Source organism: Pseudarthrobacter sulfonivorans (assembly GCF_014712225.1).
In the GTDB taxonomy this organism is placed as follows: Bacteria; Actinomycetota; Actinomycetes; order Actinomycetales; family Micrococcaceae; genus Arthrobacter; species Arthrobacter sulfonivorans.
Genome location: NZ_JACXBW010000028.1, coordinates 1 through 21,287 on the forward strand (window position 1 = coordinate 1; position 21,287 = coordinate 21,287).

The 21,287-nt window shown below is 66.3% G+C and carries 23 protein-coding genes and 1 pseudogene; 13 read left to right on the forward strand and 11 right to left on the reverse strand.

Annotation, left to right across the window (positions count from 1 at the left end):
• Positions 1-136 precede the first annotated feature (136 nt).
• Positions 137-334, forward strand: coding sequence for a hypothetical protein (locus tag IAQ70_RS21880; protein ID WP_190992063.1), 198 nt, complete (start codon positions 137-139; stop codon positions 332-334).
• A 120-nt stretch (positions 335-454) separates the two neighbouring features.
• Positions 455-1,291 carry an alpha/beta fold hydrolase gene (locus IAQ70_RS21885; RefSeq protein WP_190992064.1) on the forward strand — a complete coding sequence of 279 codons (837 nt, stop codon included), beginning with the start codon at positions 455-457 and terminating at the stop codon, positions 1,289-1,291.
• Between the two features lie 71 nt (positions 1,292-1,362).
• On the opposite strand, the gene IAQ70_RS21890 is transcribed toward IAQ70_RS21885, so the two are convergent.
• From IAQ70_RS21890 to IAQ70_RS21905, 4 genes and pseudogenes are all read right to left on the reverse strand, one after another.
• The gene (locus IAQ70_RS21890) at positions 1,363-2,550 is read right to left on the reverse strand and encodes a fatty acid desaturase family protein (RefSeq protein ID WP_190992065.1); all 1,188 of its coding nucleotides are present in this window, start codon (positions 2,548-2,550) and stop codon (positions 1,363-1,365) included.
• Between the two features lie 13 nt (positions 2,551-2,563).
• Complete coding sequence (locus IAQ70_RS21895) at positions 2,564-3,661, reverse strand: ferredoxin reductase (protein WP_190992066.1); 1,098 nt, start codon at positions 3,659-3,661, stop codon at positions 2,564-2,566.
• 210 nt (positions 3,662-3,871) lie between these two features.
• A complete protein-coding gene (locus IAQ70_RS21900) occupies positions 3,872-4,075 on the reverse strand; it encodes a hypothetical protein (protein WP_190992067.1) in 204 nt (67 codons plus the stop codon).
• A gap of 96 nt (positions 4,076-4,171) precedes the next feature.
• A pseudogene (locus tag IAQ70_RS21905) lies at positions 4,172-4,402 on the reverse strand (LLM class flavin-dependent oxidoreductase); the annotation flags it as partial.
• A 165-nt stretch (positions 4,403-4,567) separates the two neighbouring features.
• Between IAQ70_RS21905 and IAQ70_RS21910 the strand changes: the two are divergent.
• From IAQ70_RS21910 to IAQ70_RS21920, 3 genes are all read left to right on the forward strand, one after another.
• Positions 4,568-4,927, forward strand: a complete 360-nt coding sequence (locus IAQ70_RS21910) for a YnfA family protein (RefSeq protein WP_190992068.1) — start codon at positions 4,568-4,570, stop codon at positions 4,925-4,927.
• A 74-nt stretch (positions 4,928-5,001) separates the two neighbouring features.
• Positions 5,002-5,403 (forward strand): YidH family protein, encoded by a 402-nt coding sequence (locus tag IAQ70_RS21915; protein WP_190992089.1) that lies wholly within the window; start codon positions 5,002-5,004, stop codon positions 5,401-5,403.
• 4 nt (positions 5,404-5,407) lie between these two features.
• On the forward strand, positions 5,408-5,749 hold the full coding sequence (locus IAQ70_RS21920; protein WP_190992069.1) for a DUF202 domain-containing protein: 342 nt from the start codon (positions 5,408-5,410) through the stop codon (positions 5,747-5,749).
• Between the two features lie 117 nt (positions 5,750-5,866).
• Here IAQ70_RS21920 and IAQ70_RS21925 read toward each other — a convergent pair whose 3' ends face one another.
• Positions 5,867-6,265 carry a DUF3592 domain-containing protein gene (locus IAQ70_RS21925; protein ID WP_190992070.1) on the reverse strand — a complete coding sequence of 133 codons (399 nt, stop codon included), beginning with the start codon at positions 6,263-6,265 and terminating at the stop codon, positions 5,867-5,869.
• Between the two features lie 102 nt (positions 6,266-6,367).
• Here IAQ70_RS21925 and IAQ70_RS21930 point away from each other — a divergent pair, with 102 nt between their 5' ends.
• Both IAQ70_RS21930 and IAQ70_RS21935 read left to right on the forward strand, forming a co-directional pair.
• Positions 6,368-6,604, forward strand: coding sequence for a DUF2630 family protein (locus IAQ70_RS21930; RefSeq protein WP_190992071.1), 237 nt, complete (start codon positions 6,368-6,370; stop codon positions 6,602-6,604).
• A 262-nt stretch (positions 6,605-6,866) separates the two neighbouring features.
• Positions 6,867-8,213, forward strand: a complete 1,347-nt coding sequence (locus IAQ70_RS21935) for an ammonium transporter (protein WP_190992072.1) — start codon at positions 6,867-6,869, stop codon at positions 8,211-8,213.
• Positions 8,214-8,216: 3 nt separating this feature from the next.
• Here the strand turns inward: IAQ70_RS21935 and IAQ70_RS21940 are convergent, their stop codons facing one another.
• From IAQ70_RS21940 to IAQ70_RS21960, 5 genes are all read right to left on the reverse strand, one after another.
• Positions 8,217-8,831, reverse strand: a complete 615-nt coding sequence (locus IAQ70_RS21940; RefSeq protein ID WP_190992073.1) for a TetR/AcrR family transcriptional regulator — start codon at positions 8,829-8,831, stop codon at positions 8,217-8,219.
• Between the two features lie 100 nt (positions 8,832-8,931).
• Positions 8,932-10,146: an NAD(P)/FAD-dependent oxidoreductase gene (locus IAQ70_RS21945; RefSeq protein ID WP_190992074.1), complete on the reverse strand. Its 1,215-nt coding sequence runs from the start codon at positions 10,144-10,146 to the stop codon at positions 8,932-8,934.
• A complete protein-coding gene (locus tag IAQ70_RS21950; protein WP_190992075.1) occupies positions 10,143-10,337 on the reverse strand; it encodes a ferredoxin in 195 nt (64 codons plus the stop codon). The genes IAQ70_RS21945 and IAQ70_RS21950 overlap by 4 nt, the downstream gene beginning before the upstream one ends.
• Entirely contained in the window at positions 10,334-11,506 is a 1,173-nt protein-coding gene (locus IAQ70_RS23235; protein ID WP_190992076.1) for a cytochrome P450, read from the reverse strand. Before IAQ70_RS23235 ends, IAQ70_RS21950 begins: the two co-directional genes overlap by 4 nt.
• A gap of 63 nt (positions 11,507-11,569) precedes the next feature.
• Entirely contained in the window at positions 11,570-13,291 is a 1,722-nt protein-coding gene (locus tag IAQ70_RS21960; protein ID WP_190992077.1) for an MFS transporter, read from the reverse strand.
• 307 nt (positions 13,292-13,598) lie between these two features.
• On the opposite strand from IAQ70_RS21960, the gene IAQ70_RS21965 reads away from it, so the two are divergent.
• The 6 genes from IAQ70_RS21965 to IAQ70_RS21990 all read left to right on the forward strand — a co-directional run bounded on the left by IAQ70_RS21965 (position 13,599) and on the right by IAQ70_RS21990 (position 20,433).
• Positions 13,599-14,609, forward strand: coding sequence for a phosphotriesterase family protein (locus tag IAQ70_RS21965; RefSeq protein WP_317983745.1), 1,011 nt, complete (start codon positions 13,599-13,601; stop codon positions 14,607-14,609).
• Between the two features lie 50 nt (positions 14,610-14,659).
• The gene (locus IAQ70_RS21970; RefSeq protein WP_190992079.1) at positions 14,660-15,613 is read left to right on the forward strand and encodes a phosphotriesterase family protein; all 954 of its coding nucleotides are present in this window, start codon (positions 14,660-14,662) and stop codon (positions 15,611-15,613) included.
• 61 nt (positions 15,614-15,674) lie between these two features.
• The gene (locus tag IAQ70_RS21975) at positions 15,675-16,802 is read left to right on the forward strand and encodes an FAD-dependent oxidoreductase (protein ID WP_190992080.1); all 1,128 of its coding nucleotides are present in this window, start codon (positions 15,675-15,677) and stop codon (positions 16,800-16,802) included.
• A gap of 4 nt (positions 16,803-16,806) precedes the next feature.
• The gene (locus tag IAQ70_RS21980) at positions 16,807-17,739 is read left to right on the forward strand and encodes an alpha/beta hydrolase (RefSeq protein WP_190992081.1); all 933 of its coding nucleotides are present in this window, start codon (positions 16,807-16,809) and stop codon (positions 17,737-17,739) included.
• A complete protein-coding gene (locus IAQ70_RS21985) occupies positions 17,736-18,704 on the forward strand; it encodes an MBL fold metallo-hydrolase (protein WP_190992082.1) in 969 nt (322 codons plus the stop codon). The genes IAQ70_RS21980 and IAQ70_RS21985 overlap by 4 nt, the downstream gene beginning before the upstream one ends.
• Complete coding sequence (locus IAQ70_RS21990; RefSeq protein ID WP_190992083.1) at positions 18,697-20,433, forward strand: CocE/NonD family hydrolase; 1,737 nt, start codon at positions 18,697-18,699, stop codon at positions 20,431-20,433. The genes IAQ70_RS21985 and IAQ70_RS21990 overlap by 8 nt, the downstream gene beginning before the upstream one ends.
• Positions 20,434-20,523: 90 nt before the next feature.
• Here IAQ70_RS21990 and IAQ70_RS21995 read toward each other — a convergent pair whose 3' ends face one another.
• Positions 20,524-21,162: a PadR family transcriptional regulator gene (locus IAQ70_RS21995; RefSeq protein WP_190992084.1), complete on the reverse strand. Its 639-nt coding sequence runs from the start codon at positions 21,160-21,162 to the stop codon at positions 20,524-20,526.
• Between the last annotated feature and the right edge of the window lie 125 nt (positions 21,163-21,287).

Consider the following 21,287-nt stretch of genomic DNA (forward strand, 5'->3'; position numbering starts at 1 on the left):
TTCCTGCATTAAGTGAGAGAGCGTCCGGGGGTGGGGGAAGGCGGGCGGATTCGGCCCGCCTCCCCTGACCCTGTGCGCATTCCGGATAACGGCGCATACTTGAACGCACGGGCGGCCACGGCCAGGGGAGGACATTATGAAGTTTCTCGGAGCACTGATTGTCATCTGGCTGATCATCGGCGGAATCGCCGCCTGGCAGCGCGGCTACTTCGGCGGCGCCCCCGGAACCTGCGCCCAGGCGGGAACGGTGGCCGTGACCATCGTGGCGGGTCCCCTGAACTACATGGGCGTCAATCCCAAGATTGAGTGCGAACTGCCCCAGCCCTCCCAGTAGCCGCGCCCCAGTAGCCGCGCCCTTGGAGCCGCGCCGGGCGTTCCCTAGAGTAGGGAATGCCGGGCGCGGCTTTGCGCGTTCTGCCCTGCACCTGATTCCGAACCTTCGAAAGGACCGCTGATGGCCTACGTAAACGTTGGAACCGAGAACAGCACAGACATCGAGCTTTACTACGAGGATCACGGGAGCGGACAGCCGGTGGTCCTGATCCACGGCTACCCGCTAAACGGCGCCTCCTGGGAGAAGCAGACCACCGCACTCCTGGCGGCCGGGTTCCGGGTCATCACCTACGACCGCCGGGGGTTCGGCCAGTCCAGCAAGACCACCGAAGGCTTCGACTATGACACCTTCGCAGCCGACCTGGACACCCTCCTGACCGCCCTGGACCTGAACGATGCCGCGCTGGTGGGCTTCTCCATGGGCACCGGCGAAGTGGCCCGGTATATCAGCACCTACGGATCGGCCCGGGTTGCCCGCGCAGCCTTCCTGGGATCGCTGGAACCCTTCCTCCTGAAGGCCGACGACAATCCCGAAGGCGTTCCGCAGGATGTCTTTGACGGGCTCACCGAAGCCGTCACCGCGGACCCGTACGCGTTCCTGAGGGAGTTCTTTAAGAACTTCTACAACACCGACACGTTCCTGGGCACCCCCCGCCTCAGCCAGGAAGCAGTGGATGCCAGCTGGAATGTGGCGGCCGCCGCAGGAGCCACCGCCTTGGTCGCAGCCCAGCCCACCTGGCTGACCGACTTCCGGGCAGACATCCCCAAGATCGATGTTCCTGCCCTGATTGTGCACGGCACGGCGGACAACATCCTGCCCATCGACGTGACCGGCCGCCGGTTCACCAAGGCGCTGCCCAGCGCCGAGTATGTGGAGATCGACGGCGCCCCGCACGGCATGCTGTGGACGCACGCCGCGGAGGTCAACGAGGCCCTGCTCGCCTTCCTGAAAAAGTAGAAGGAAGCGGCAGACGGTGGAGGGGCCAGGCATTCGCCTGGCCCCTCCACCGTCTGTTGTGCTCTGCCGCCTTAGGCCTGTGCGGCCTTGCCCGGCAGTGCCAGCCTGAAGATCTTGCCCCAGGTTGAACCCACCTGCTTCAGCAGCGGACCTGTGGTGTACTTCAGGCCGTAGCGCTCGCAGATTTCGCGGACCAGCGGGGCTACCTCGGCATACCGGTTGGACGGCAGGTCCGGGAAGAGGTGGTGCTCAATCTGGTGCGACAGGTTGCCGGTCATCAGGTGCATGAACTTGGACCCGGAGATGTTGGCTGAGCCGATCATCTGGCGGACGTACCAGTCACCGCGGGTTTCGCCTTCAACCATTTCCTCGCTGAAGGTGTCCGTGCCTTCCGGGAAGTGGCCGCAGAAGATCACCGCGTGTGCCCAGACGTTACGGACGGCGTTTGCGGTCAGGGTGCCGTAGAGGGCCTGCTTGCCGGAGCCGGTGAGCATGGCGACGGCGGGAGTGGCCGCGTAGTCCTTCGTGAACTGGGTGACAACCTTCTTGCCCAGTGCCTTGAGGTCCTTGAGCAGGGCCTCCTTGGACTTCCTGCCCTCTTTGAAATCGGTGAGCTCGAGGTCGTAGATGGCGATGCCCCACTCGAAAAGGGGTGCCAGGATGGCGTTGTACAGCGGGTTGCCCAGGTTCGCGGGCACCCACGGCTGGCTCTCGTCCATGCGCAGGAGGTTGTACCCGACGTCGTTGTCCTTGCCCACCACGTTGGTCCAGCGGTGGTGGAGGTCGTTGTGGGTGTGCTGCCAGGAGCGCGAGGGGGTGACGAAGTCCCACTCCCAGGTGGTGGAGTGGATGTCCGGGTCCCGCATCCAGTCCCACTGGCCGTGCAGCACGTTGTGCCCGATTTCCATGTTTTCGAGGATCTTGGCCAGGCTCAGGAGCGTGGTGCCGGTAACCCAGGCCGCCTTGTTCTTGCTGACCAGGAGTGCCGCGCGGCCCGAGATTTCCAGCCCGCGCTGGACCTTGATGATCCGCCGGATGTAGGCGGCGTCGGAGGCTCCGCGCTTGGCGAGGATGTCGTCGCGGATCGCGTCGAGTTCCCGCCCCAGCTCAGCTACCTGCTCATCCGAAAGGTGCGCGGCCGTGGGAGGGCGGACCGAAGGGCTGCCGGACTCGGCCAGCGCTCCGGGGCGCGTCCTTGACGCTCCGGAGGGGGCGGTCTTGCCTTCGGAAACTGTCTTGTTTTCTGAAACTACTGACATGCGGTGAGGCTCCTCAGAGTTCGAGGTTGACGGGTCCGGCGGCTGCCGAGACACACGTTTGGATCAGTTGGCCGGGCTCGCCGTGGATCTCGTTGGTGCGAAGATCACGGACCTGTCCGGCCAGGAGCGGGGTAAGACAACTATGGCAGATGCCCATCCGGCACCCGCTGGGCATCAGCACCCCGGCGTCCTCGCCGACGTCGAGCAGCGGGGTGTCGCCGTCGGCGTCGATTTCCCGGTCCGACGCCTCAAAGGTGACCAGGCCGCCGTCGTGCCCCACACCTCCGGCGAAGGTGGTGTTGAAGCGTTCGATCATGAGGTTGCCGGGATCACCGGCGATCGCGACGTCCGAACCGGGGGCAGCGGTGGTGAGCGCGGCCTGCTTCCACAGCGCCTCGGCGTCGTCCAGGAAACTGTCCGGGCCGCAGGCGTAGGCGGCGCGTTCCTTCCAGTCCGGACAGATCTGGTCAAGCTCTGCGGTGTTGGTCAGGTCCATCCTGCCCTGCTCGCCCGTGTACCAGTGGGCCAGGCGGAAGTTGGGGAACTGGTCGGCCAGTTCGGCAAGTTCCTCGCGGAAAAGGCTCTCGCCGGGGGTGCGGGCCGAGTGCACCAGCACGACGTCGGCGTCCGGGCGGCGCGGGACCAGCGTGCGGATCATGGACATCACCGGAGTAATGCCGCTTCCCGCGGTGACCATCAGCAGCGGCCGCGGGTGCTCCGGGAGGATGAAGTCACCCTGCGGCGGGGCGAGGAACAGGACGTCGCCGGGCTTGGTGGTGCGTACCAGGGTGCCCGAAACGGCGCCGACGTCGGTGACGGTGATGGCGGGGTCCTTGCCCGCGGGGGCACTCAGGGAGTACGAGCGCCAGTGGCGGACCCCGTCGAGCTCAACGCCGATGCGCGCCCACTGGCCGGCCAGGTGTGAGTGCCAACCGCGGCCGGGGCGGAAAAAGATGGTGGCCGACTGCGCAGTTTCCTGGACTACCCGGGTCACCACGCCGCGCAGCTGGCGCGCGGAGAAGACAGGGTTGAACAGCGCCAGCACATCTTCGGGCGACAAGGGTGAGGTCAAGACGGAGGCAGCCTGGGCCAGCTGACGTAGCCGGATCATGCAAGTATTCCTTTAGCGGCGCGAGCCATGTTTCTCTCTCCTGACCGTTGCGCAGCCATGCTGTAATAGTGGGCAGTTCGATCCCCCAAGCCCGCTATAAGCCTAACGGCTGCGGCTCGTTGATGGTTCCAGAAGAATATTAGTAAGGATGCTGACTTATTTCCACAGCAGGTCGCCGGGACGGGCCAGCCCGACGGCAGAGGGCGGTTTTCAGCGGCGGTCCCGCTCCTCGAATTCCTCGTCCAGGTCCTCGTGCCGGAACTCCGTCTCCGGGTTCGGTTCGCCCTCGGCCACGTACTCATAGTCCAGTTGACGCTGAACCTGGCTGTCCAGAATCTGCAGCTCCCGGTCCGGAATGGTGGACAGATCATCCGGAAACTCGTCTTCCGGCTTCAGGTGGAGCTTCTCGGACATAGTGACCCTCTCTAGGCCGTGGGAATAGCCGGGCCGCAATGGCCCGCACCCTCTCAGGATATCCCTTGCCCGATCACCCAGCGGAATTACGCCGGATCAAGAGCCGGCCGGCGTCCAGCCGACGGCCGGAGCAATGCGCCGGGCTATATTGCCCAGCATCTTGGCATTAAAATCCACGCCCAGCTGGTTGGTAACCGTCAGGAGCAGCGTGTCGGCTGACTGGACGGCGGCGTCGGCCGCCAACTGCTCAGCCAGGACGTCCGGGGCGCCGGCGTACGTCTTGCCGAAGCGGGCGGTCAGGCCGTCAATGACCCCCACCTGGTCCCTCCGCGGCGACCGCAAGCTCAATGCCCTGCAGCAGGGCCTCGCCCGCAGTTCTGGTCTGTGAATCCTGGCCGGGCCCCATTGACCGAAGGAGAGGAATCCGATACGCAGCATGTTTGGCCTAAGTGCCCCGGCAGCGACTGCATTCCCGGCTGGCATGATGAACCTGTGAACATTCCTGCTGAGACGGCGTCGATCGCCAAAACGGCTGTGCTTTTCGTCCTGGCCGCGGTGGCTGAAATTGGCGGCGCCTGGCTCGTGTGGCAGGCCGTCCGCGAAGGCAAGGACTGGTGGTGGGCGGGGCTCGGCGTCATTGCCCTGGGCGTCTACGGTTTTGTTGCCACCCTGCAGCCCGATGCCCATTTCGGCCGGATCCTGGCGGCCTACGGTGGTGTGTTCGTGGCCGGCTCGCTGGCCTGGGGCATGATCTTTGACGGCTTCCGGCCGGACCGGTGGGACGTAGCGGGCTCCGTAATCTGCCTGGCGGGCGTGGCCGTCATCATGTTCGCACCACGGAACGCCGGCTGACGCGACACAGCGACCGCATTCCCGGCGGCTAAACTGGCCCCGTGTCCAGCAACCAGCCCCCTCCGAGCGGTCCCCTGCCGCCGTCGACCCCGCCGTCGCTGCCTCCCCCGCCGTCGCGCGGACGGATAGCCGAACGGCTGCTGCCCGGCGGCACCGAACCCGACCCGCGCTTCACCCTCGCCAACGAACGGACCTTCCTCGCCTGGATCCGCACCGCGCTGGCGCTCCTGGCCGGCGGCATCGCCCTCGAGGCCTTCACCTCGGACCTCTTCCTTGAGCCCGTCCGCAAGAGTCTGGCCGTGCTGCTTCTGCTCCTTGGCATGCTGCTGAGCGCCGGCGCCGCAGGGCGCTGGCTCCGCGTGGAGCGGAGCATGCGCAACAAAACCCCGCTCCCGCTGCCGCTTATCGTTCCGCTGCTGGCCGGCGCCGGGGCCCTGGCTGCCGCCGTCGTCCTCGTCTTTATCCTCTGGCGTTAGCGTTATGGCGCGCACCAGGGTGCCGGACCCGGCGCCGCACGGCGATCCCGGGCTCCAGCCCGAACGGACCACGCTGGCGTGGGGCCGGACCATGCTGGCCCTGGTGACCGTCAGCGCTATTTTCCTGCGCTGGCTCCCCCACCACGGATGGCCCATCCTGCTGCTGTTCGCTGTGTCCGCCGCCGCCGCGGCGGCCATCTACTTCACCCAGCGTCGCCGCTATGGCGCCAGCGCCCGCGGCATCACGCGGGAGAGTATCGACGCCGATACCTCCGCTGTGCTCTGGACCGCCTTTGCCGGGGTCGTCCTGGGCGCGCTTGGCATTGGTGTGGTGCTGGCCGCCTAGGCCCCGATTGCATCGGATGCGGGTCCGTCCAAACCCGCGTTGGGTCCGGCAGCCATGGGCAACACGCCAGGCCATGGCAGTTGTTAAGACCAGGGCACGGCGGCCTCACCTTGGGGGTCAGAACATCGGCAGGAAGAACCCAACGATGAGCGCCGCGGCGCCGATTCCGGTGAGCACGCGGCCAAGCACGACGGCGGTTCTCCCCACCTCCTCGGGCGCTGCGGTCTGCCACTGGGTGGGGCGCTTGGGGTGGTAGTAGATCGGCAGGGTGTCACCGACGGCCAGCTCCCTGATGTCATAAGGCGACATCGGCGCGTGGTGGACCTGGAATTTGCGGTCGAACCAGCGGAACCCCGTTCCGCTCTCGTCCGCGTAGACCACGGCTTCAGCCACAGACCACGGGTGCACAAAACGGCGCAGGATACCGGAGTAGAAGAGCAGGCCAAGCCCGGCAGGCAGGCACAACCAGGTCAGGACCTCCAGGATGGGACCTGCCATTTCGAGCACGGTGGGCATGGAAATGATGCTACCGGTGGTTGGGCCCCCGGAAATATCGCTGGTGACTTCCAGCGGGACTCATTAGCCTGAGGGGACCCGCCAAGGAGCCAAGGAGAAGCCATGAACGATCAGGACATTTTAGGCCGCATTCAGGCGCTCGTCGCGGAAGAGCACGAACTCCGCGAAGCGTCCGGCGCTGGCAAAGCACCGGACGGGACGCGGCTGAGGCAGGTGGAAGAGAGCCTGGACCAGTGCTGGGATCTGCTGCGGCAGCGCCGTGCCAAGCTGGAGTCCGGCGAGAATCCGGACGAGGCGTCCACCCGCTCCGTCAGCGAGGTGGAGGGTTACAAGCAGTAGCCGGGACGGGCGGTGAGCAGCTGGTGACGTTCAGGAAATGCGGGGCCGCGTTCCACCGTCGTCGCCCGGTCTTACGCCTCCGGCGGGCCCCCATTTAACCTGCGCGAAACATGGCGGTTACGCGGTTTTCACGCAACGGCCCGTTACGTAACAAGCACGCAACGTGCTGCGGTACAGAACGAAACACGGCACCACGACGATTGATCAGGGGGATTGCCCGGGCAGAAGTCCCGGAGATCTGGATCAATGGGAAGGGACGCCGGTGCATCTCACTGCGCAACATGTCTGGCTGATGATCGCGGCGGCAATGGCGCTGCTCATGACCCCCGGGCTGGGCCTGTTCTACGGCGGCATGACCCGGGCCAAAGCCGCCCTCAACATGATCATGATGAGCTTCATCTCCGCCGGACTCGTAGGGGTTGTCTGGGTTCTGTGGGGCTATTCCATGACCACGGGTGAGGGCTTCCTGGGCATCTTCGGGAACCCGTTCGCCAACTTCGGCCTGCAGAGCCTCATGGGCTCCCCCGATCTGATCAAAGCCGGTTTCAGTGCCACGTTCGCGATCATCACTGTGGCACTGATCAGCGGCGCCATTGCGGACCGCGCCAAGTTCAGCGCCTGGGCCGTGTTTGTGCCGGTCTGGGTGACGCTGGTCTACTGCCCCCTCGCCTACATGATCTGGGGCGGCGGGCTCATGAGCGCAGGCGGTGCCATGACCGCAGTCTTCGGCCAGGTGATCGACTTTGCCGGCGGCGCGGTAGTGGAAATCAGCTCGGGAACGGCGGCCCTGGTCTTGGCCCTGGTGGTAGGGCAGCGTCACGGTTTTGCGAAGGACCCAAGCCACCGCCCGCACAATGTCCCCTTCATCATGCTCGGTGCGGCCATTCTCTGGTTCGGCTGGTTCGGGTTCAACGGCGGCGCCGCCACCACGGCCGAGCAGGCCGGCCTGATCTGGGTGAACACCCTGGTTGCTCCGGCCGCGGCCATGCTCAGCTGGCTGCTCGTAGAGAAGGTCCGCCACGGGCACCCCACCTCGCTGGGTGCAGCGTCGGGCGTGGTCGCCGGCCTGGTGGCCATCACGCCCTCCTGTGCCAACATCAGCCCAGTGGCCGCAATCGGCTTGGGCCTGGTAGCCGGGGCAGCTTGCTGCGTGTTTGTTGACCTGAAATACCGTTTCGGCCTGGACGACTCCCTGGATGTGGTGGGCGTCCACCTCGGCGCCGGCCTCATCGGAACCCTGGCCCTGGGCTTTATCGCCCTCCCGGTTGACGGTGAAGGCGGCGGCCTCTTCTACGGCGGCGGCTTCCAGCAGCTGGTGGCGCAGTCCGCAGCGGTAATGGTCACCGTCCTGTTGTCCGGCGTCGTCACCCTGATCATCGGCCGGGCCATCAACCGGTTCATCGGCTTCCGTGTCAGCCATGAGGCCGAAACTGCGGGCGTGGACCTGTCCGAGCACGCCGAGACTGCCTACTCCTTCGCTGAGATCTTCGCCGGCCACTTCAACCCGCTGGGCCACCGGATGCCCGCCAGGTCCGCGGCAGTGGCGGATCCCGCCGTCGACGCTTCCCCACGTCCAGCCGGCGGCGCCAAGGAAGATTCCTTCGCCTAAGCGTCAGCCTTCATCACATAGAAGGTGGTGCCAGCTGTCCGCCAGCACCTCGAGTGCATGTTCGCGGTTTGGTTCAAACTTACGGCGCGTCCAAAGCGTGGCTACATAGTCGAGCGAGGTGAATGCGAGCGTTCCCCGGATATGGCGCGTCTCTTCCGGGAAGCGGCCAGCCAGCTGCATGCCCCGGACGAGGTCGGAGATGACCTCTTCGTGCCATCCCTCAAGCATGGCCCGGACCTCACGATCGACGGCTGCGGCTTCGTCGAGCACGTCGAGGTACGGACGGAAGACCGGCCACAGAGCCGCGCGGGACTCGAGCCAGGCCAGGATGCCTGACAGTTCGCCCGCACGCACGACGTCCACCAGCTCGGCCGCGGTGGAGCCCTGTTCGGGGGCGTCGGCGCGCTCCAGCACGGCGTTGACGCGCGCCATAAAGTCCCGCATCAGATCAGCCCGCGAAGGGTAATAGGCATAAAACGTTGCCCGGGTGGTTCCGGCCGCAGCAGCAACCTCATCGATGGTCGTAGCGGCGTAGCCCTTCTCGGTGAACAGTTTGAGGGCCCGTTCGACGATGACGTCCCGGGTCAGCTGTTTCTGGGCTTCTCGCAGCGACGACATAAGTCCATCCTATCGGTGGCGTGCGGCGGCCGAACGCACGCAGCGAAGCGGTATGCGGGGACAGGCCTGACGCGCCATAACGGAAAGGGTGCAGGACACATCAGACGCCCGCCGCCACGGTCCGCTGGAGGACTTCAGGACCGGCGTTGGCCAGTCGCCGCAGTTTGGGGATGGGGATCCGGTAGTTGATCGCAGCGGCAGTCCCGGAACCGTCCTGGTGCTCCCAGCGCAGCAACAGCGAGTCGGTACCCTCGCCCGCCTCGCAATAATCCGGTTTGCCGACGACCGGGGTGAAGCCCACCGCCTTGAGCGCAAGACCGAAGCCTTCTGTCCAAAAGTAGGGCTGGAAGGTGAACCCGGGTGCGGCGTCACCCTGGAGGAGTCCGACGGCGGCTGCCTTGGCCTGGTCGATGGCGCTCGTCCACAGCGGAATCCGCTGCACGCCGCGGAGGGTGGGAAAGAACGCCACATCTCCGGCGGCGACGATGTCCGGCCGGAGCCGCCCGCGTGAATCCACGCGCAGCGACCCGTTGTTAAGGAGTCCCGAGCCCGCCAGCCACTCGACGTTCGGCTCATCGCCAATGGCGGTGACCACGAGGTCCGCTTCGAGTTCGGTGCCGTCGGCCAGGACAACCCGACGCCCGCCGTCGGAACCCGCCAGGCGGGCCCTCCCGCCACCACCCACTTTCAGTCCGCGCCGTATGGCCGCCGACGTGAAGATGCCCGCGAGATGGACGCCGAGCTGACGTGACAGCGGAGTGACATCGGAAACAAGGGTGACCTCGCACCCCATGTGCAGGCACCCGGAGGCGACCTCCATGCCGAGCGGTCCGCCGCCGATGACAATGACCGAAGGGCGCGATGCGACCAGTTCCTTGAGGAGGACCGCATCCTCAATGGTTCGCAGCGTGAGCTCCCGGGAAGGGAGTTGTCCGCGGGTGCCTCCCCGCTGCGGCGCCGCAGCCCCGTCGAGCGGGGCGAGCCGCTTCGCCCGGGAACCGGAGGCAATGACCAGGCCGTCATACGGCAACTCACCACCGCCATCCAATCGAACCACCCGGGCGTCGACGTCCAGGCCACTGGCGCTGACGCCGAGCAGCTCGGTGGCGTCGTGGGTCGGCTGAGGCAGTTCGTGGGCCTGCAGGTCGTCGTCGCCGTGAAGCAGTGCTTTTGACAGGGCAGGCCGGCTGTAAGGCTGGTGCCGTTCCGCGCCCACAACGGTCAGCTCACCGTCGAAGCCAGTGGAGCGCAGCGAGTCGCACGCCGTAAGCCCGGCGATGCCATTGCCCACCACCACGATCCGGCGCATCGTCATGCCGCGGCCAATCGCAGCGCGGCGACCGGGCAGATCCTGACGGCCGCCTTCGCGGCATCCAGCTCGGCCCCGTCCACGTCAGGGACATCGATGACAAGTTCGCCGTCGTCATCCAGGTGCATCAGCTGCGGTGCGGCCTCCTCGCAGAGGCCATGTCCCTCGCAGCGCGGCCGGTCGAGTTCGATCTTCATACTGCCACTACCTTCTCTACCTGGAGTTTCTCGATGCTCCGTGTGATGTTGCTCGGCTCCCTCACTTCGTCGCCGATGGTCAGGGTCTGAACGCGGCGGGCGAGGGCCTCGATGACCGCATGCGCTTCGAGTTTGGCCAGCCCCTGGCCGGCACAGCCGTGCGGGCCGTAGCCGAAGGACAAATGGTCCACGGGGTTGCGCGTGACGTCGAAGGTGTCGGGGTTTTCGTAGTGCCGCGGGTCGCGGTTTCCGGCGCCGAACAGGATGCCCACCTGCGCACCGGCGGGGATGGTCACGCCGTCGATCTCCACATCGCGGGTTGCCTTGCGGCCCCAGATGTGGACCGGCGCCCAGTAGCGCAGCACCTCTGCGAAGGCTGCCGGAACCAGTTCCGGGTTGGCCCGGACCAGGTCGAACTGCTCCGCGTGGCGCCCAAACAGCGCAACGATGTTCCCGATCGAGGCGATGGTCGTATCGACGCCGGCACCGAGGTACTGGTGGATGATGTGCCCTGCGGAGCCTTCCGGGATCTCGCCCCGGGCCTCGGCGTCGAAGATTCCGCGCCCGATGGAGCCGGGCGCGAGGTCTTCGGCGGTGACCGAGGAGCACCAGCCGTACAGCTCACCGGCAATCGGGAAGCTCTCCTGCGTGCGCTGGTTCAGCGGCCCGAGAACCTGCATGGCGGCCTGGCCCCAGCGGAGCATGTTGTCCTTGACGTGTCCCTGGAACCCGATGAGGTCGGCTACGATCTCGATCGGGAAGGCCCGGGCCAGGGAATCGATGGCCTCGAAGCTGCCGCTGTCAGCGAGCTCGGCGACGAGCTTGTCAGCCTTTTCATCGATGACCACCTTCAAGCCGCGGAGCGCCCGGGGCGTGAGGTTCTGCGAGAGAACGGCGCGCAGCTGGGTGTGCACGGGCGGGTCGGAGGCAAGGGAGGTGCCCTGCAGTGCCCCGTTGACCATGGGGTTGAAGCCGATGCTTGCGGACGAGAACGATTCCGGATCACCGAGGGCGTCGCGGATGGCGTCATAGCGTGTCAGGACGTAGAGGTCATTCTTCGGGAGGTGGACCGCCGCAGCCTGCTCGCGGAGCTCGGCGTAGGTGGGGTAGGGATCGACGAGGATATCGTCAGCCCAGATGTCGATGTCTGACTGGATGGGTGCAGTCACGGTGTTCTCCTTGCGGCTAGAAAATCGTTCGGTGAAGTTTTGGTGGAAAGGACGGCCGTCTGCCTAGACAACAGCCCCGGCGTTTTCTTCGGTGGCCTCGGCGATGGCATCGGTCATCGGGGCGGAGCTGCGTGCCGAGATGAAGAGGGTAAGGACGGCGGACAGGGTCGCCGCGATACCCGCGGTGAAGTACACAGCCTGGAAGCCCTGGCCCAGCGATGTGCCCGCCAAGCCCTGGATTTGCGGCTGCGCGGCGTTGAGGGCCTGGACCATGCCGTCGACGGCGGGGACGGGTGCGCCGCCGGCTGCTGCCTGGCCGGAGAACTGGGCGATCACGCCGTCCCAGCCGGAGAGGAAGCCCAGCGGCGGCACGTTCGCCAGCCCGCTGACGGCCTCTGCCGGCAGCCCGGCCCCGCCGAGGATCCCGGCAAGGGGACCCGCGAAGGCCGTGGCCCCGATGCCGAAGGCGATGGCTGAGCCGACAACGGGGCCAAGGGCGAAGCCAAGGTCGCGCAGGAGGTTCGTCGTGGCCGAGGCCATTCCAATGTCCTTCGGCGGGACGGTGTTGATGGCGACAGCGGTGACGGACCCGACGGTGAGGGCGAACCCGATGCCAAGCACCAGAAGCGGCGGGATGAAGGCGGTCCACGGCGTGCCGCCGAAAGCCTCAGGCGTGCCGAGGGCGAAGGTCGAGAGCCAGAAACCGGAGACGGCCATGAGGGCGAAGCCCGCGGTGAGCACCCAGCGCGGGGCCACGTGGTGGATGAGCCATCCCACCACCGGGATAAAGGCGAATGCGGGACCCTGGATGAAGACAAACAGCACGCCGACTTTCCAGGTCTCGGCAAGGGCGAGCCCGCTGACGGCGACGCTTGTGCTGAAGCAGATCGCGAGGAAGGCGAACATGCCGGTGACCGCGACAATGCCGGTGATCGAGTAGGCACTGTTCTTGAACAGCGACAGGTGAATCAGGGGCTCGGCGGTGCGTGATTCGATGATGACGAAGGCAACAAGGAGGATCACGCCGGCGACGTAGCTGGCTATCACCTGGGCGCTGCCGAAGCCGGCGTCCACCGCGGTCACCGTGGCGTAGAGGACGGCGATGAGGCCGAGCGCGAGCGTGAACTGGCCGGGGAGGTCCAGCTTGCGCCCTTCAGCTGCCGCCGAGTCCTTCGCACGGAGCGCGACAATGAGGACGAGCACGGCAAGGGCGGCCGCAACCAGGTAGGCCGCCCGCCAGCCGCTAAACGCGTTCGGTGCGCCCGGAGCAACGCCCGGCACGGTAAAGAACTGCGCCGTGAAACCGGCGAGGACCGGGGAGATCACCGCACCGAGGGACAGGAACCCTGCCCATGTGGCGATGACCTTCGCCCGGGCCCGGTGGTCCGGGGTGATCGCCGCGATCATGGACAGCGAGATGGGGAACAGGATGCCCGCCCCGATGCCGCCCACCGCCTGCGCGAAGATCATCATTTCGGTGGTCTGCGCCAAGGCGGCGAGTACGGAGCCGACAACGCTGACTGCAGCGCCGACATAGAGCAGCTTCTTGCGTCCGAACATGTCACCCAGGAGGCCCCAGCTGAGCTCGAACACCACGATGCCCATCAGGAACATGCCGGCAATCCAGGTCAGGCCTGCACCCGAGGTGTGGAATTCCACCGCAAACGTGCCGCTGAGGGCACCTGGCAGGGCGTTGGTGATCTGGGCCAAAGTGACCGCACTGTAGGCGGCCACGAAGGTGGCCCGTACCGAGCCGCGGCTCGACACCTTAAGGGTCTGACTCATCGATGAAACTCCTTTGTCTCCGGTCGATTCTCACGGGATGCGCCGGAACCGGATGGATCCAGCGCGTGGCTTATTGATGTGTGGCGGTGCCCACATTCTGGCGTGAATCTTTACATAATGTCAAGAGGACGTACGGAATGTTGGCTTCATAAACGCCGTGATCCCAAGCTGGCAAACATTCCGACTATTTCCTTGACACTATGTATAGAAATATGTGATGCTGGCTACATTGCAAGCGGAGCGACCGCACGGTCCGGCTCTGCAGCCCACCAGCATTCACCAACCCCACCTTCGAGGGAGAAGCCACGTGAGTCACACCCCACCCGTCGCCACCGGCGACGCGTTCCATGCCCCGGCGGGGCCAACCGTCAACACGGTCCTCGGCCCCGTTCCGGTCCACGAATTGGGCGTCGTCGCGGTTCACGAGGCACTCCTGTCGGTACTCCCCGGCGCGCAGTACGCCCCGGACATCTCCATGGACCGGGCGGAGATCTTCGAGGCCCTCGCCGCAAAGCTCAAGGAGTTCCGCGAGCACGGCGGGCAGACCATCGTGGACAGCACCGGCATGTTCCATGGCCGCGACCTGAAGCTGTACGAGGCACTCTCCCGCTCAACCGGCGTTCACATCGTCGCCTCCACCGGCCTCGGGCCCGAGGAAGAACTCGGCGGCTACTTCCTGACCCCGCAGACCAACCCGCCCACCCCGTGGCCTGCCGAGAAGTTCGCCGAGCTCTTCGGCAAGGAGGTCACTGAGGGCATGGTGGTTCCCCGGGTCGAGCGGCGTGCTGCTGCCGGCATCGTGGCCACCATCGCCGACCGCGCCGGCATGACGCCGACTGAGGAAAGCTTGTTCCGCGGCTCCGCCCGCGCCGCCAGGAACACCGGTGTGCCGGTCTCCATCCGTTTCGGCGCGGATGTCCTGCACGACCTGGATATCGTCCTGGACGAGCAGATCGGGGCCGACCGGGTGCTCGTCGGCGATCTGGACCGGAGGGACGCCAAGGGCTCGGCCGTCGAGGTGGCCAACCGCGGGGCGTTCGTGGGCATCGACCATGCAGGCCTGAACGACCACGCGGACTACGTCACCGACCAGGAGCGCGCCGACCTGGTCCTTGAGCTGGTCAAGGCCGGCCACGCGGACAAGATCATCCTTTCGGGCAACTCCATCGGCGTGGCCAAGGGCCTGCCCGAGTACAACCTGCCCTTCAGCCACGTCCTGACCACGTTCGTGCCCTTCCTCAAGTCCCATGGCCTGAGTGAAGAAGACGCCCGGCGCATCCTGGTGGACAACCCGCGCAACCTGCTGACCGTGCGCTAAGCACCCGTCGGCCCACCCACACCAAGCTTGAGAACCTCTGAGGTGAACGAATGACCAAGGTCAACACCGTGCTGGGAACCATCCCGGCCGAAGAACTGGAAATCGTGGCGGTCCACGAACACATCGGCTACGGCATGCCCGGGTCCGAACTGGACACAAAATGGTGGAAGACGCCTGAACAGGCGTACGAGGAAACCGTGCCGAAGCTGCGGAAGTTCCGCGAATACGGCGGCGGTACGTTCGTGGACGCCACCGGCATCTGCAACGGACGCGACGTCGACTACTACAAGTCACTGTCCCGGAAGACGGGCGTGCACATCGTGGCCTGCACCGGCTTCGTGGGTGGCGACACCGCACTCCCGCACTTTTCGCGCGCCACCGTGGACTACCTTGCGAAGGTCTTCATCCACGAGATCACCGTCGGCATCGGCAACACCGGCGCCAAGGCCGGCGTCATCAAGGTCGGCGTGAGCCGCGGCGGACGGATGACGGACCTGGACAAGCGCATCTACCGCGCCGCGGCCCGCGCCGCCGTCGTCACCGGAGCGCCGATCCTGACCCACCTGGCCATCGACCCGGAGCCTGCCGTGAGCATCTTCAACGAAGAGGGCCTCCCCCTGGACCGTGTGCTCTTCGGCCACGCCGACGACGGCCTGAACGCTCCGATCACCCCGCACGACTGGATCTACGAGCAGGGCGGCCGGATCGGGTTCGATACGTTCGGCTACGACCTCGAACTGCCCGATCCGCCGTTCTGGGGCCGCAAGCGCGCCGAACGCATGGAGCACTTCGTCAACCTCGTCAACAAGGGCTACGCGGACAAGCTCCTGGTCTCGGCCGATGCCAACTGCAGCCCCCTGGGCTGGCCGGGCGTCAAGGGCCACACCATCAACTACGTCTTCGAGGACATGATCCCCGACATGCGCGCAGCCGGTATCGATGACGCCACCCTCAAACTCCTGCTCGAGGACAACCCGGCCGACTTCCTGTCGCTGACCGTCTGACCCCGGCGACAGCCACCACATCTTCCAGGGCCCGCCCTGCGCTTTAGAAAGAGTTGAACCAATGAAGGCTTCAGAAATCCAGAACCTCAAGATCGCCATCGTCGGCGCCGGCTACGGCGGCGCTGCCGCGGCCAAGGCCCTGAGCCTGCTCGGCGCGGACGTCACCGTTTACGAACAGGCCAGCCAGATCCGCGAAGTCGGTGCCGGCATCGGCCTGCGCCCCGCCACCATGGAGCGGTTCCGCCAGTGGGGCACCTTCGACGCCATCGCCAGGGTCAGCTCCCCCAGCGACTACTTTGAGATCCTCACGGCCACCGACCAGCCCATCATGAAAGACAGCTGGCCCGTGTCCGGCGACGAAACCCGGACCTACCTCATCCACCGCGGCGACTTCATCGAAGCGCTCCTGGGCGTGCTCCCCGAGGGCATGGTGCGCCTCGGCCACAAGCTGGAGGGCATCGAGGACCGCGGCGCGACTTCCGTCCTGACTTTCGCCAACGGAGTCACGGCCGAGGCTGACCTGGTGATCGGTGCCGACGGCATCAAGTCCGTGGTCCGCCAGCAGCTGTTCAGCGACAAGGGCCCGGTGTTCTCCGGCGAACACGCCTACCGCGCCGTGATCTCCCTCGACGACGCGCAAGGCATGATCAACGACGACAACCTGCGCATGTACATCGGCCGGGGCACCAAGGTCTACCTGCTGCCGCTGCGCCACCGCAACCAGGTCTCCTTCGACATCACCGCCCTGAACCCGGACAGCACCTGGGCGCCCGAGGTCACCGTTGAGGACATGGTGGCAACGGTGCAGGGCTTCGATGAGCGGATCGTGAACATGACCCGTGGCCTGGACCTGGACACCGTCAGCATCCGCGCCGTCTACGACATCGACCCGGTGGACAACTGGCACACGGACTCCGTCGCGCTCCTGGGTGATGCCGCGCACTCGATGCTGCACCACCAGGGACAGGGTGCCAACTCGGCCATCGAGGACGCCGGCGCCATCGCCGATGCACTTGCCCAGGCCGGCTCCGTCAGGGAAGCACTGGCCCTCTACCAGGCCACACGGAAGCCGGTGACCGACGAGCTGCAGCGCATCTCCCGCCAGGGCTGGTCAGAGGATGAGGTCAACGACGTCTTCCCCGGCCAGAAGCCCACGTCCCAGACGCCTGCGGCCGCAGCGAAGGCCTAACGCCATGACCATCCATCCCGAAATCGCCAAGATCCTCACCACCATCCCGGCTCCTGACGGTTCGCCGCTTAACCCTGCCGCGATGCGTGCCGGCGAGGCTGCACAGGTGGCCCCACTCGCCGACCGGCTGCCGCTGCACGCTGTCGAAGACGTCACAGCCGTCACCAAGTCCGGCGAGGTGCCCGTCCGCATCTACACGCCGGCCGAGGCCGATGCCTACGGCGTGCTGGTGTACTTCCACGGCGGCGCATTCTTCCTGGGCAGCCTGGACACGCACGACCATGTTGCGCGGTCGCTGGCCAAGGAAACCGGCTACAAGGTCATCTCCGTGGGCTACCGGCTAGCCCCCGAGGCTGCCTTCCCGGCCGGCCTCGAGGACTGCTATGCGGTGGTCCGCTGGGCCGCCGACCAGGGCAATACCCTGGGCTGGGACGGCAAGAACCTGGCCATCGCCGGCGACAGCTCCGGCGGCAACTTTGTCGCCGCCGTCGCCGCCAGGGCCCACGATGACGGGTTCGACGGCGTCACGCACCAGATCCTGTTCTACCCGTCCGTGGACCTGGACTTCGACGAGGACCGGTACCCGTCGATGCGGGAGAACGCCGTCGGGTATGGACTCGAAACCGCAGGGCTCAAGCCGTTCAACGCGTTCTACCTCGACAGCGGCGCTGATCCGGCCGACCCCCTGGTCTCCCCCATCAAGCGCGAAGACCTGACCGGCCTGCCGCCGGCCCTCATCATCACGGCCGAGCACGACCCCCTGCGGGACGAAGGCGAGCTCTACGCCCAGCGGCTGCGGGATGCCGGAGTGGACGCCACGGTCAGCCGTTATGCAGGGGCCAACCACGGCTTCGTCCAGAACTTCTCCTGGATCCCGGAGTTCCACCGGCCCTTCCGTGAGGCAGCCGGCTTCCTGAACGCGAGGGCCGGGCGGTGACCGAACGGGTCGCCGTCCATCCCCTGGTCTCCCCGTGGGGCCGCTTCGGGCTCTACAGCTTCTTCATCGATGCACCGGAGCCCGCCATCGTGGACACGGGGATCGCATCCTCGCCAGCTGAAGGCATGGTGCCGGCACTGGAGGCGATCGGCCGCCGGATCGAGGACGTCCGCTGGATCTTCCTGACCCACGGACACATCGACCACATCGGCGGCGCGTACGCGCTGTGGGAGCTCACCGGAAGGCGTGCCCAGGTGGTCATCCACGAGGCCGACGCGCCGTTGCTGCGCTCACGCCGGGCCCACGTGGACGAATACCTTTCCGGGCGGGCGCGGTATCTGAACGACCCCGACGGCGAGGCCAAGCTGACGGCGGCCACCAACGCGGTCATCTCCGGCGAAATGGAGCCCACGATGCTGGTGCGGGGCGGTGAAACCATTTCCCTCGGCGGGGACGTCACCGTCTCCGTTCACTCGATCCCTGGCCACACCCCGGGCTCAGTGGCCTACGTGATTGACGGACAGAACGACGTGTTCGTCGGTGATGCTGTCCAGGTCCACGGCGCGGCCAACGGATTCCCCGGATTTGTGGACCCTGCCGGCTACCGCAGCAGCCTTCAGTACCTCAGCGACGAGATCCGACCGCGGCACCTCTACCTGGGGCATCCCTACCGGACCGCGGACGGCACACCGTACGGTGTCGAGCTCGACGCCGATCAGGCGCGGGAAGCGCTCCAGGGCAGCCTGGAGATCGAGGCCCGGGTCAAGGAAGCGGCGTGCGGTTGCCTGGCCGCCGGCCTGCAGGATTCGGACTCGCCGTATTCACCGTTCGCCCGCGTGGCCGAGGACCTCGGCTACGAGGGGGACCCCGCGTTGGAGCCGTCGCCGTTCTTCACAACCCTGCACGGCTACCGCACAACGTTCGACCGTTTGACCGAAGATGAGGAGATAAGCACTCGTGGATGACTTCCAGCTAGTGAATGCCGGCGGGGAAAAGATCGCCGTCCGCAAGGACCTCCGGGTCCCCATGCGCGACGGCGTCGAACTCGCCGCGGACGCCTACCAGGGCACCGACGACAAGCCGCGCCCGGCGCTGGTGGCGCTGAGCCCCTACGGCAAGGAGCTGCAGGCCCTCGCCCTGACCACCCCGCCGCAGCGGCGTCCCAGCCCCATGTGGGACGGCTGCATCGAGGCCGGTGACATCGCCCGGATCGTGAAGGAGGACTACGTCCACGTCATCGGCGACCTGCGCGGCTCCGGCGCGTCCGGGGGCGAGCACATCGGCAACTACAACGCGGGCGGTGTTTCCCTGGGCCAGGACGCGTACGACTTCATCGAGTGGGTTGCCGCGCAGCCCTGGTGCGACGGCAACGTGGGCATGGTGGGCATCTCCTACTTCGGCTCCATGCAGGTGCTGGCCGCGGCCGAACGCCCGCCGCACCTGAAGGCCATCTTCGTCTCCGGCGGCCACTACGACTTCTACGAAACCACCTACCACGGCGGCGTGATGTGGTTCATGCCCCGGGCCGCCCGTGAGGGCCGCGGCGGCGACTCCGGCTGGGCGTTCACCGACAACGTCAAGTCCCGCATGGTTGAAAAGTACGCTCCGGAGGAGCTGAAGAAGCTCGTCGCCGAGCGCCTGCAGGATCCGGACGTCGCCGCCTGGCCCAACCTGGTCCACGTCCTGCACTACCCGAAGAACCACGAGGCCTGGTTCGACATCGTCATGAACGAGCTCGACGGCGACTGGTACGAAGAGCGCAACCCGATCACCCTGGCCCCGAACATCGACATCCCCGTCTACCTGCAGCTCGACCAGGGCCGCGGCTGGACCCTGGACGGCACCATCGAGCTGTACAACGAGCTCAAGGGCCCCAAGAAGCTGGACATCGGCCCCTACCCGCCGATGCAGTCACGCCCCTTCATCGAGGAGCACGACAAGATGTTCCGGTGGTACGACTACTGGATCAAGGGCATCGAGAACGGTGTGATGGACGAGCCGCCCGTGAGCGTCTTCGTGGAAGGCTCCCGCGAAGTGGTCACCGCGGACCAGTGGCCGCCCAAGGACGTGGAATACAAGTCCCTGTACCTGCGCCCGCGCGGCAAACTGTCCCCGGAATCCGAGCCCATGGGCGCGGAATACGCCGCCCCGGACGGCTTCTACCAGGCACCGCTGACGGTGACGGACAAGGTGGAGATCCTGTCCTGGAGCACCGATACGTTCGAGACGGACACGGAGCTCATCGGTACCGGTGCCGCGCACATCTTCGCGGAGATCGACCAGCCGGACACGAACTTCATCATGCGCCTGTGGGACTACGCCCCCAACGGCAAACGCCAGCTCATCACCAGCGGTTACCTCAAGGCCTCACACCGCGAGCTGGACGAGCGCACCACCGAGGGCAACCCCTACCACCCGCACACGCGCTCAGTGCCGGTGGAACCGGGGAACATCGAGGAATACGTACTGCGGCTCTACCCGTTCGCGAACACCTTCAAGCCGGGCCACCGCCTGGTGGTGGAACTCTCCAACGACGAGCCGCTCGCCGACGAACACAACGCCCTGCTGCCGCCGGATGCCTTCCACCTGCCCGTGGGCCGCCCCGTCACCCACAAGATCTACCGCGACGCCGACCACCACTCCCGCCTCGTCCTGCCGTTCACCGCGCGCAAGGCTGCGGAAGAAGCGAACTAGTCCTGTCCGGGACGCCCCTTGGCGTCCCGGGGCGTCCGGGACTTTCCGGGCGCCGGACTCTCCAAGGAAACGCACGACGCCGGATCCTGGCTAATCGGCCAGGATCCGGTAGAGCGCGCGGCGGGTTTCGTCGAGCTTCTCCACTGCCGCATTACGCTGCTCTTCTGTCGCGGCGCTCCGGAACTGATGAATAACGCCCATCAGCTTCCCCACACTCTGGTGGAATGCCGGCCCGGATCCTTCGGCCTCCGTGTTCCAGGCACCCTCCAGTTCTTCGGCGTGCTCGGCCACGTAGGCCTTGCCGGCGTCCGTGAGGGTGAAGTCCGTCCGCCTGCCCTCGCTGAGCGGCGTGATGAGATCCTCGTCCACCAGCTGCTGGAGCGTTGGATATACCGAACCCGGGCTGGGCCGCCACGCCCCCGAGGTCTTCTCGGCGATGGTCTTGATCAGGCCGTAACCATTCGAAGGGGCTTCAGCCAGGAGCGACAGGATCGCCCAGCGGACGTCCCCCCTGCTGGCCCGCCGCGAACCTGGCCCGAATCCGGGACCAAACCCTGCGCCCGGCCCGAACCCTGGGCCGAATCCCGGTCCAAATCCGCCGCGCGGCCCGAATCCCGGGCCAAACCCTCCGCCGCGGTGCCCGTGCGGCCCGCGCCGGCCCCTTCCGCGCTCAAACTTTCCGTGCCCGGACGGCGGTTCCAAAAACTTGTCATCGTGAATGCCTTTCATGGTGGCATCGTCCCTTCATACGTTGTCGAATTATCAACCGGTGAACCTATCACCGATAGTTAACGATATATCGGTAACTATCGTCCCGCAAGAATCAAATGGATTTTTCTGCGATGACATTGCGG

What these genes read in the sequence shown, in the direction of transcription:
- IAQ70_RS21885 (WP_190992064.1), top strand. Translation starts at nt 455, where the DNA reads ATGGCCTACGTAAACGTTGGAACCGAGAACAGCACAGACATCGAGCTT.
- IAQ70_RS21980 (WP_190992081.1), top strand. Translation starts at nt 16,807, where the DNA reads ATGACCATCCATCCCGAAATCGCCAAGATCCTCACCACCATCCCGGCT.
- IAQ70_RS21930 (WP_190992071.1), top strand. Translation starts at nt 6,368, where the DNA reads ATGAACGATCAGGACATTTTAGGCCGCATTCAGGCGCTCGTCGCGGAA.
- IAQ70_RS21920 (WP_190992069.1), top strand. Translation starts at nt 5,408, where the DNA reads ATGGCGCGCACCAGGGTGCCGGACCCGGCGCCGCACGGCGATCCCGGG.
- IAQ70_RS21895 (WP_190992066.1), bottom strand. Translation starts at nt 3,661, where the DNA reads ATGATCCGGCTACGTCAGCTGGCCCAGGCTGCCTCCGTCTTGACCTCA.
- IAQ70_RS21925 (WP_190992070.1), bottom strand. Translation starts at nt 6,265, where the DNA reads ATGCCCACCGTGCTCGAAATGGCAGGTCCCATCCTGGAGGTCCTGACC.
- IAQ70_RS21940 (WP_190992073.1), bottom strand. Translation starts at nt 8,831, where the DNA reads ATGTCGTCGCTGCGAGAAGCCCAGAAACAGCTGACCCGGGACGTCATC.
- IAQ70_RS21880 (WP_190992063.1), top strand. Translation starts at nt 137, where the DNA reads ATGAAGTTTCTCGGAGCACTGATTGTCATCTGGCTGATCATCGGCGGA.
- IAQ70_RS21950 (WP_190992075.1), bottom strand. Translation starts at nt 10,337, where the DNA reads ATGAAGATCGAACTCGACCGGCCGCGCTGCGAGGGACATGGCCTCTGC.
- IAQ70_RS21890 (WP_190992065.1), bottom strand. Translation starts at nt 2,550, where the DNA reads ATGTCAGTAGTTTCAGAAAACAAGACAGTTTCCGAAGGCAAGACCGCC.
- IAQ70_RS21900 (WP_190992067.1), bottom strand. Translation starts at nt 4,075, where the DNA reads ATGTCCGAGAAGCTCCACCTGAAGCCGGAAGACGAGTTTCCGGATGAT.
- IAQ70_RS21970 (WP_190992079.1), top strand. Translation starts at nt 14,660, where the DNA reads ATGACCAAGGTCAACACCGTGCTGGGAACCATCCCGGCCGAAGAACTG.
- IAQ70_RS21975 (WP_190992080.1), top strand. Translation starts at nt 15,675, where the DNA reads ATGAAGGCTTCAGAAATCCAGAACCTCAAGATCGCCATCGTCGGCGCC.
- IAQ70_RS21995 (WP_190992084.1), bottom strand. Translation starts at nt 21,162, where the DNA reads ATGAAAGGCATTCACGATGACAAGTTTTTGGAACCGCCGTCCGGGCAC.
- IAQ70_RS21945 (WP_190992074.1), bottom strand. Translation starts at nt 10,146, where the DNA reads ATGACGATGCGCCGGATCGTGGTGGTGGGCAATGGCATCGCCGGGCTT.
- IAQ70_RS21960 (WP_190992077.1), bottom strand. Translation starts at nt 13,291, where the DNA reads ATGAGTCAGACCCTTAAGGTGTCGAGCCGCGGCTCGGTACGGGCCACC.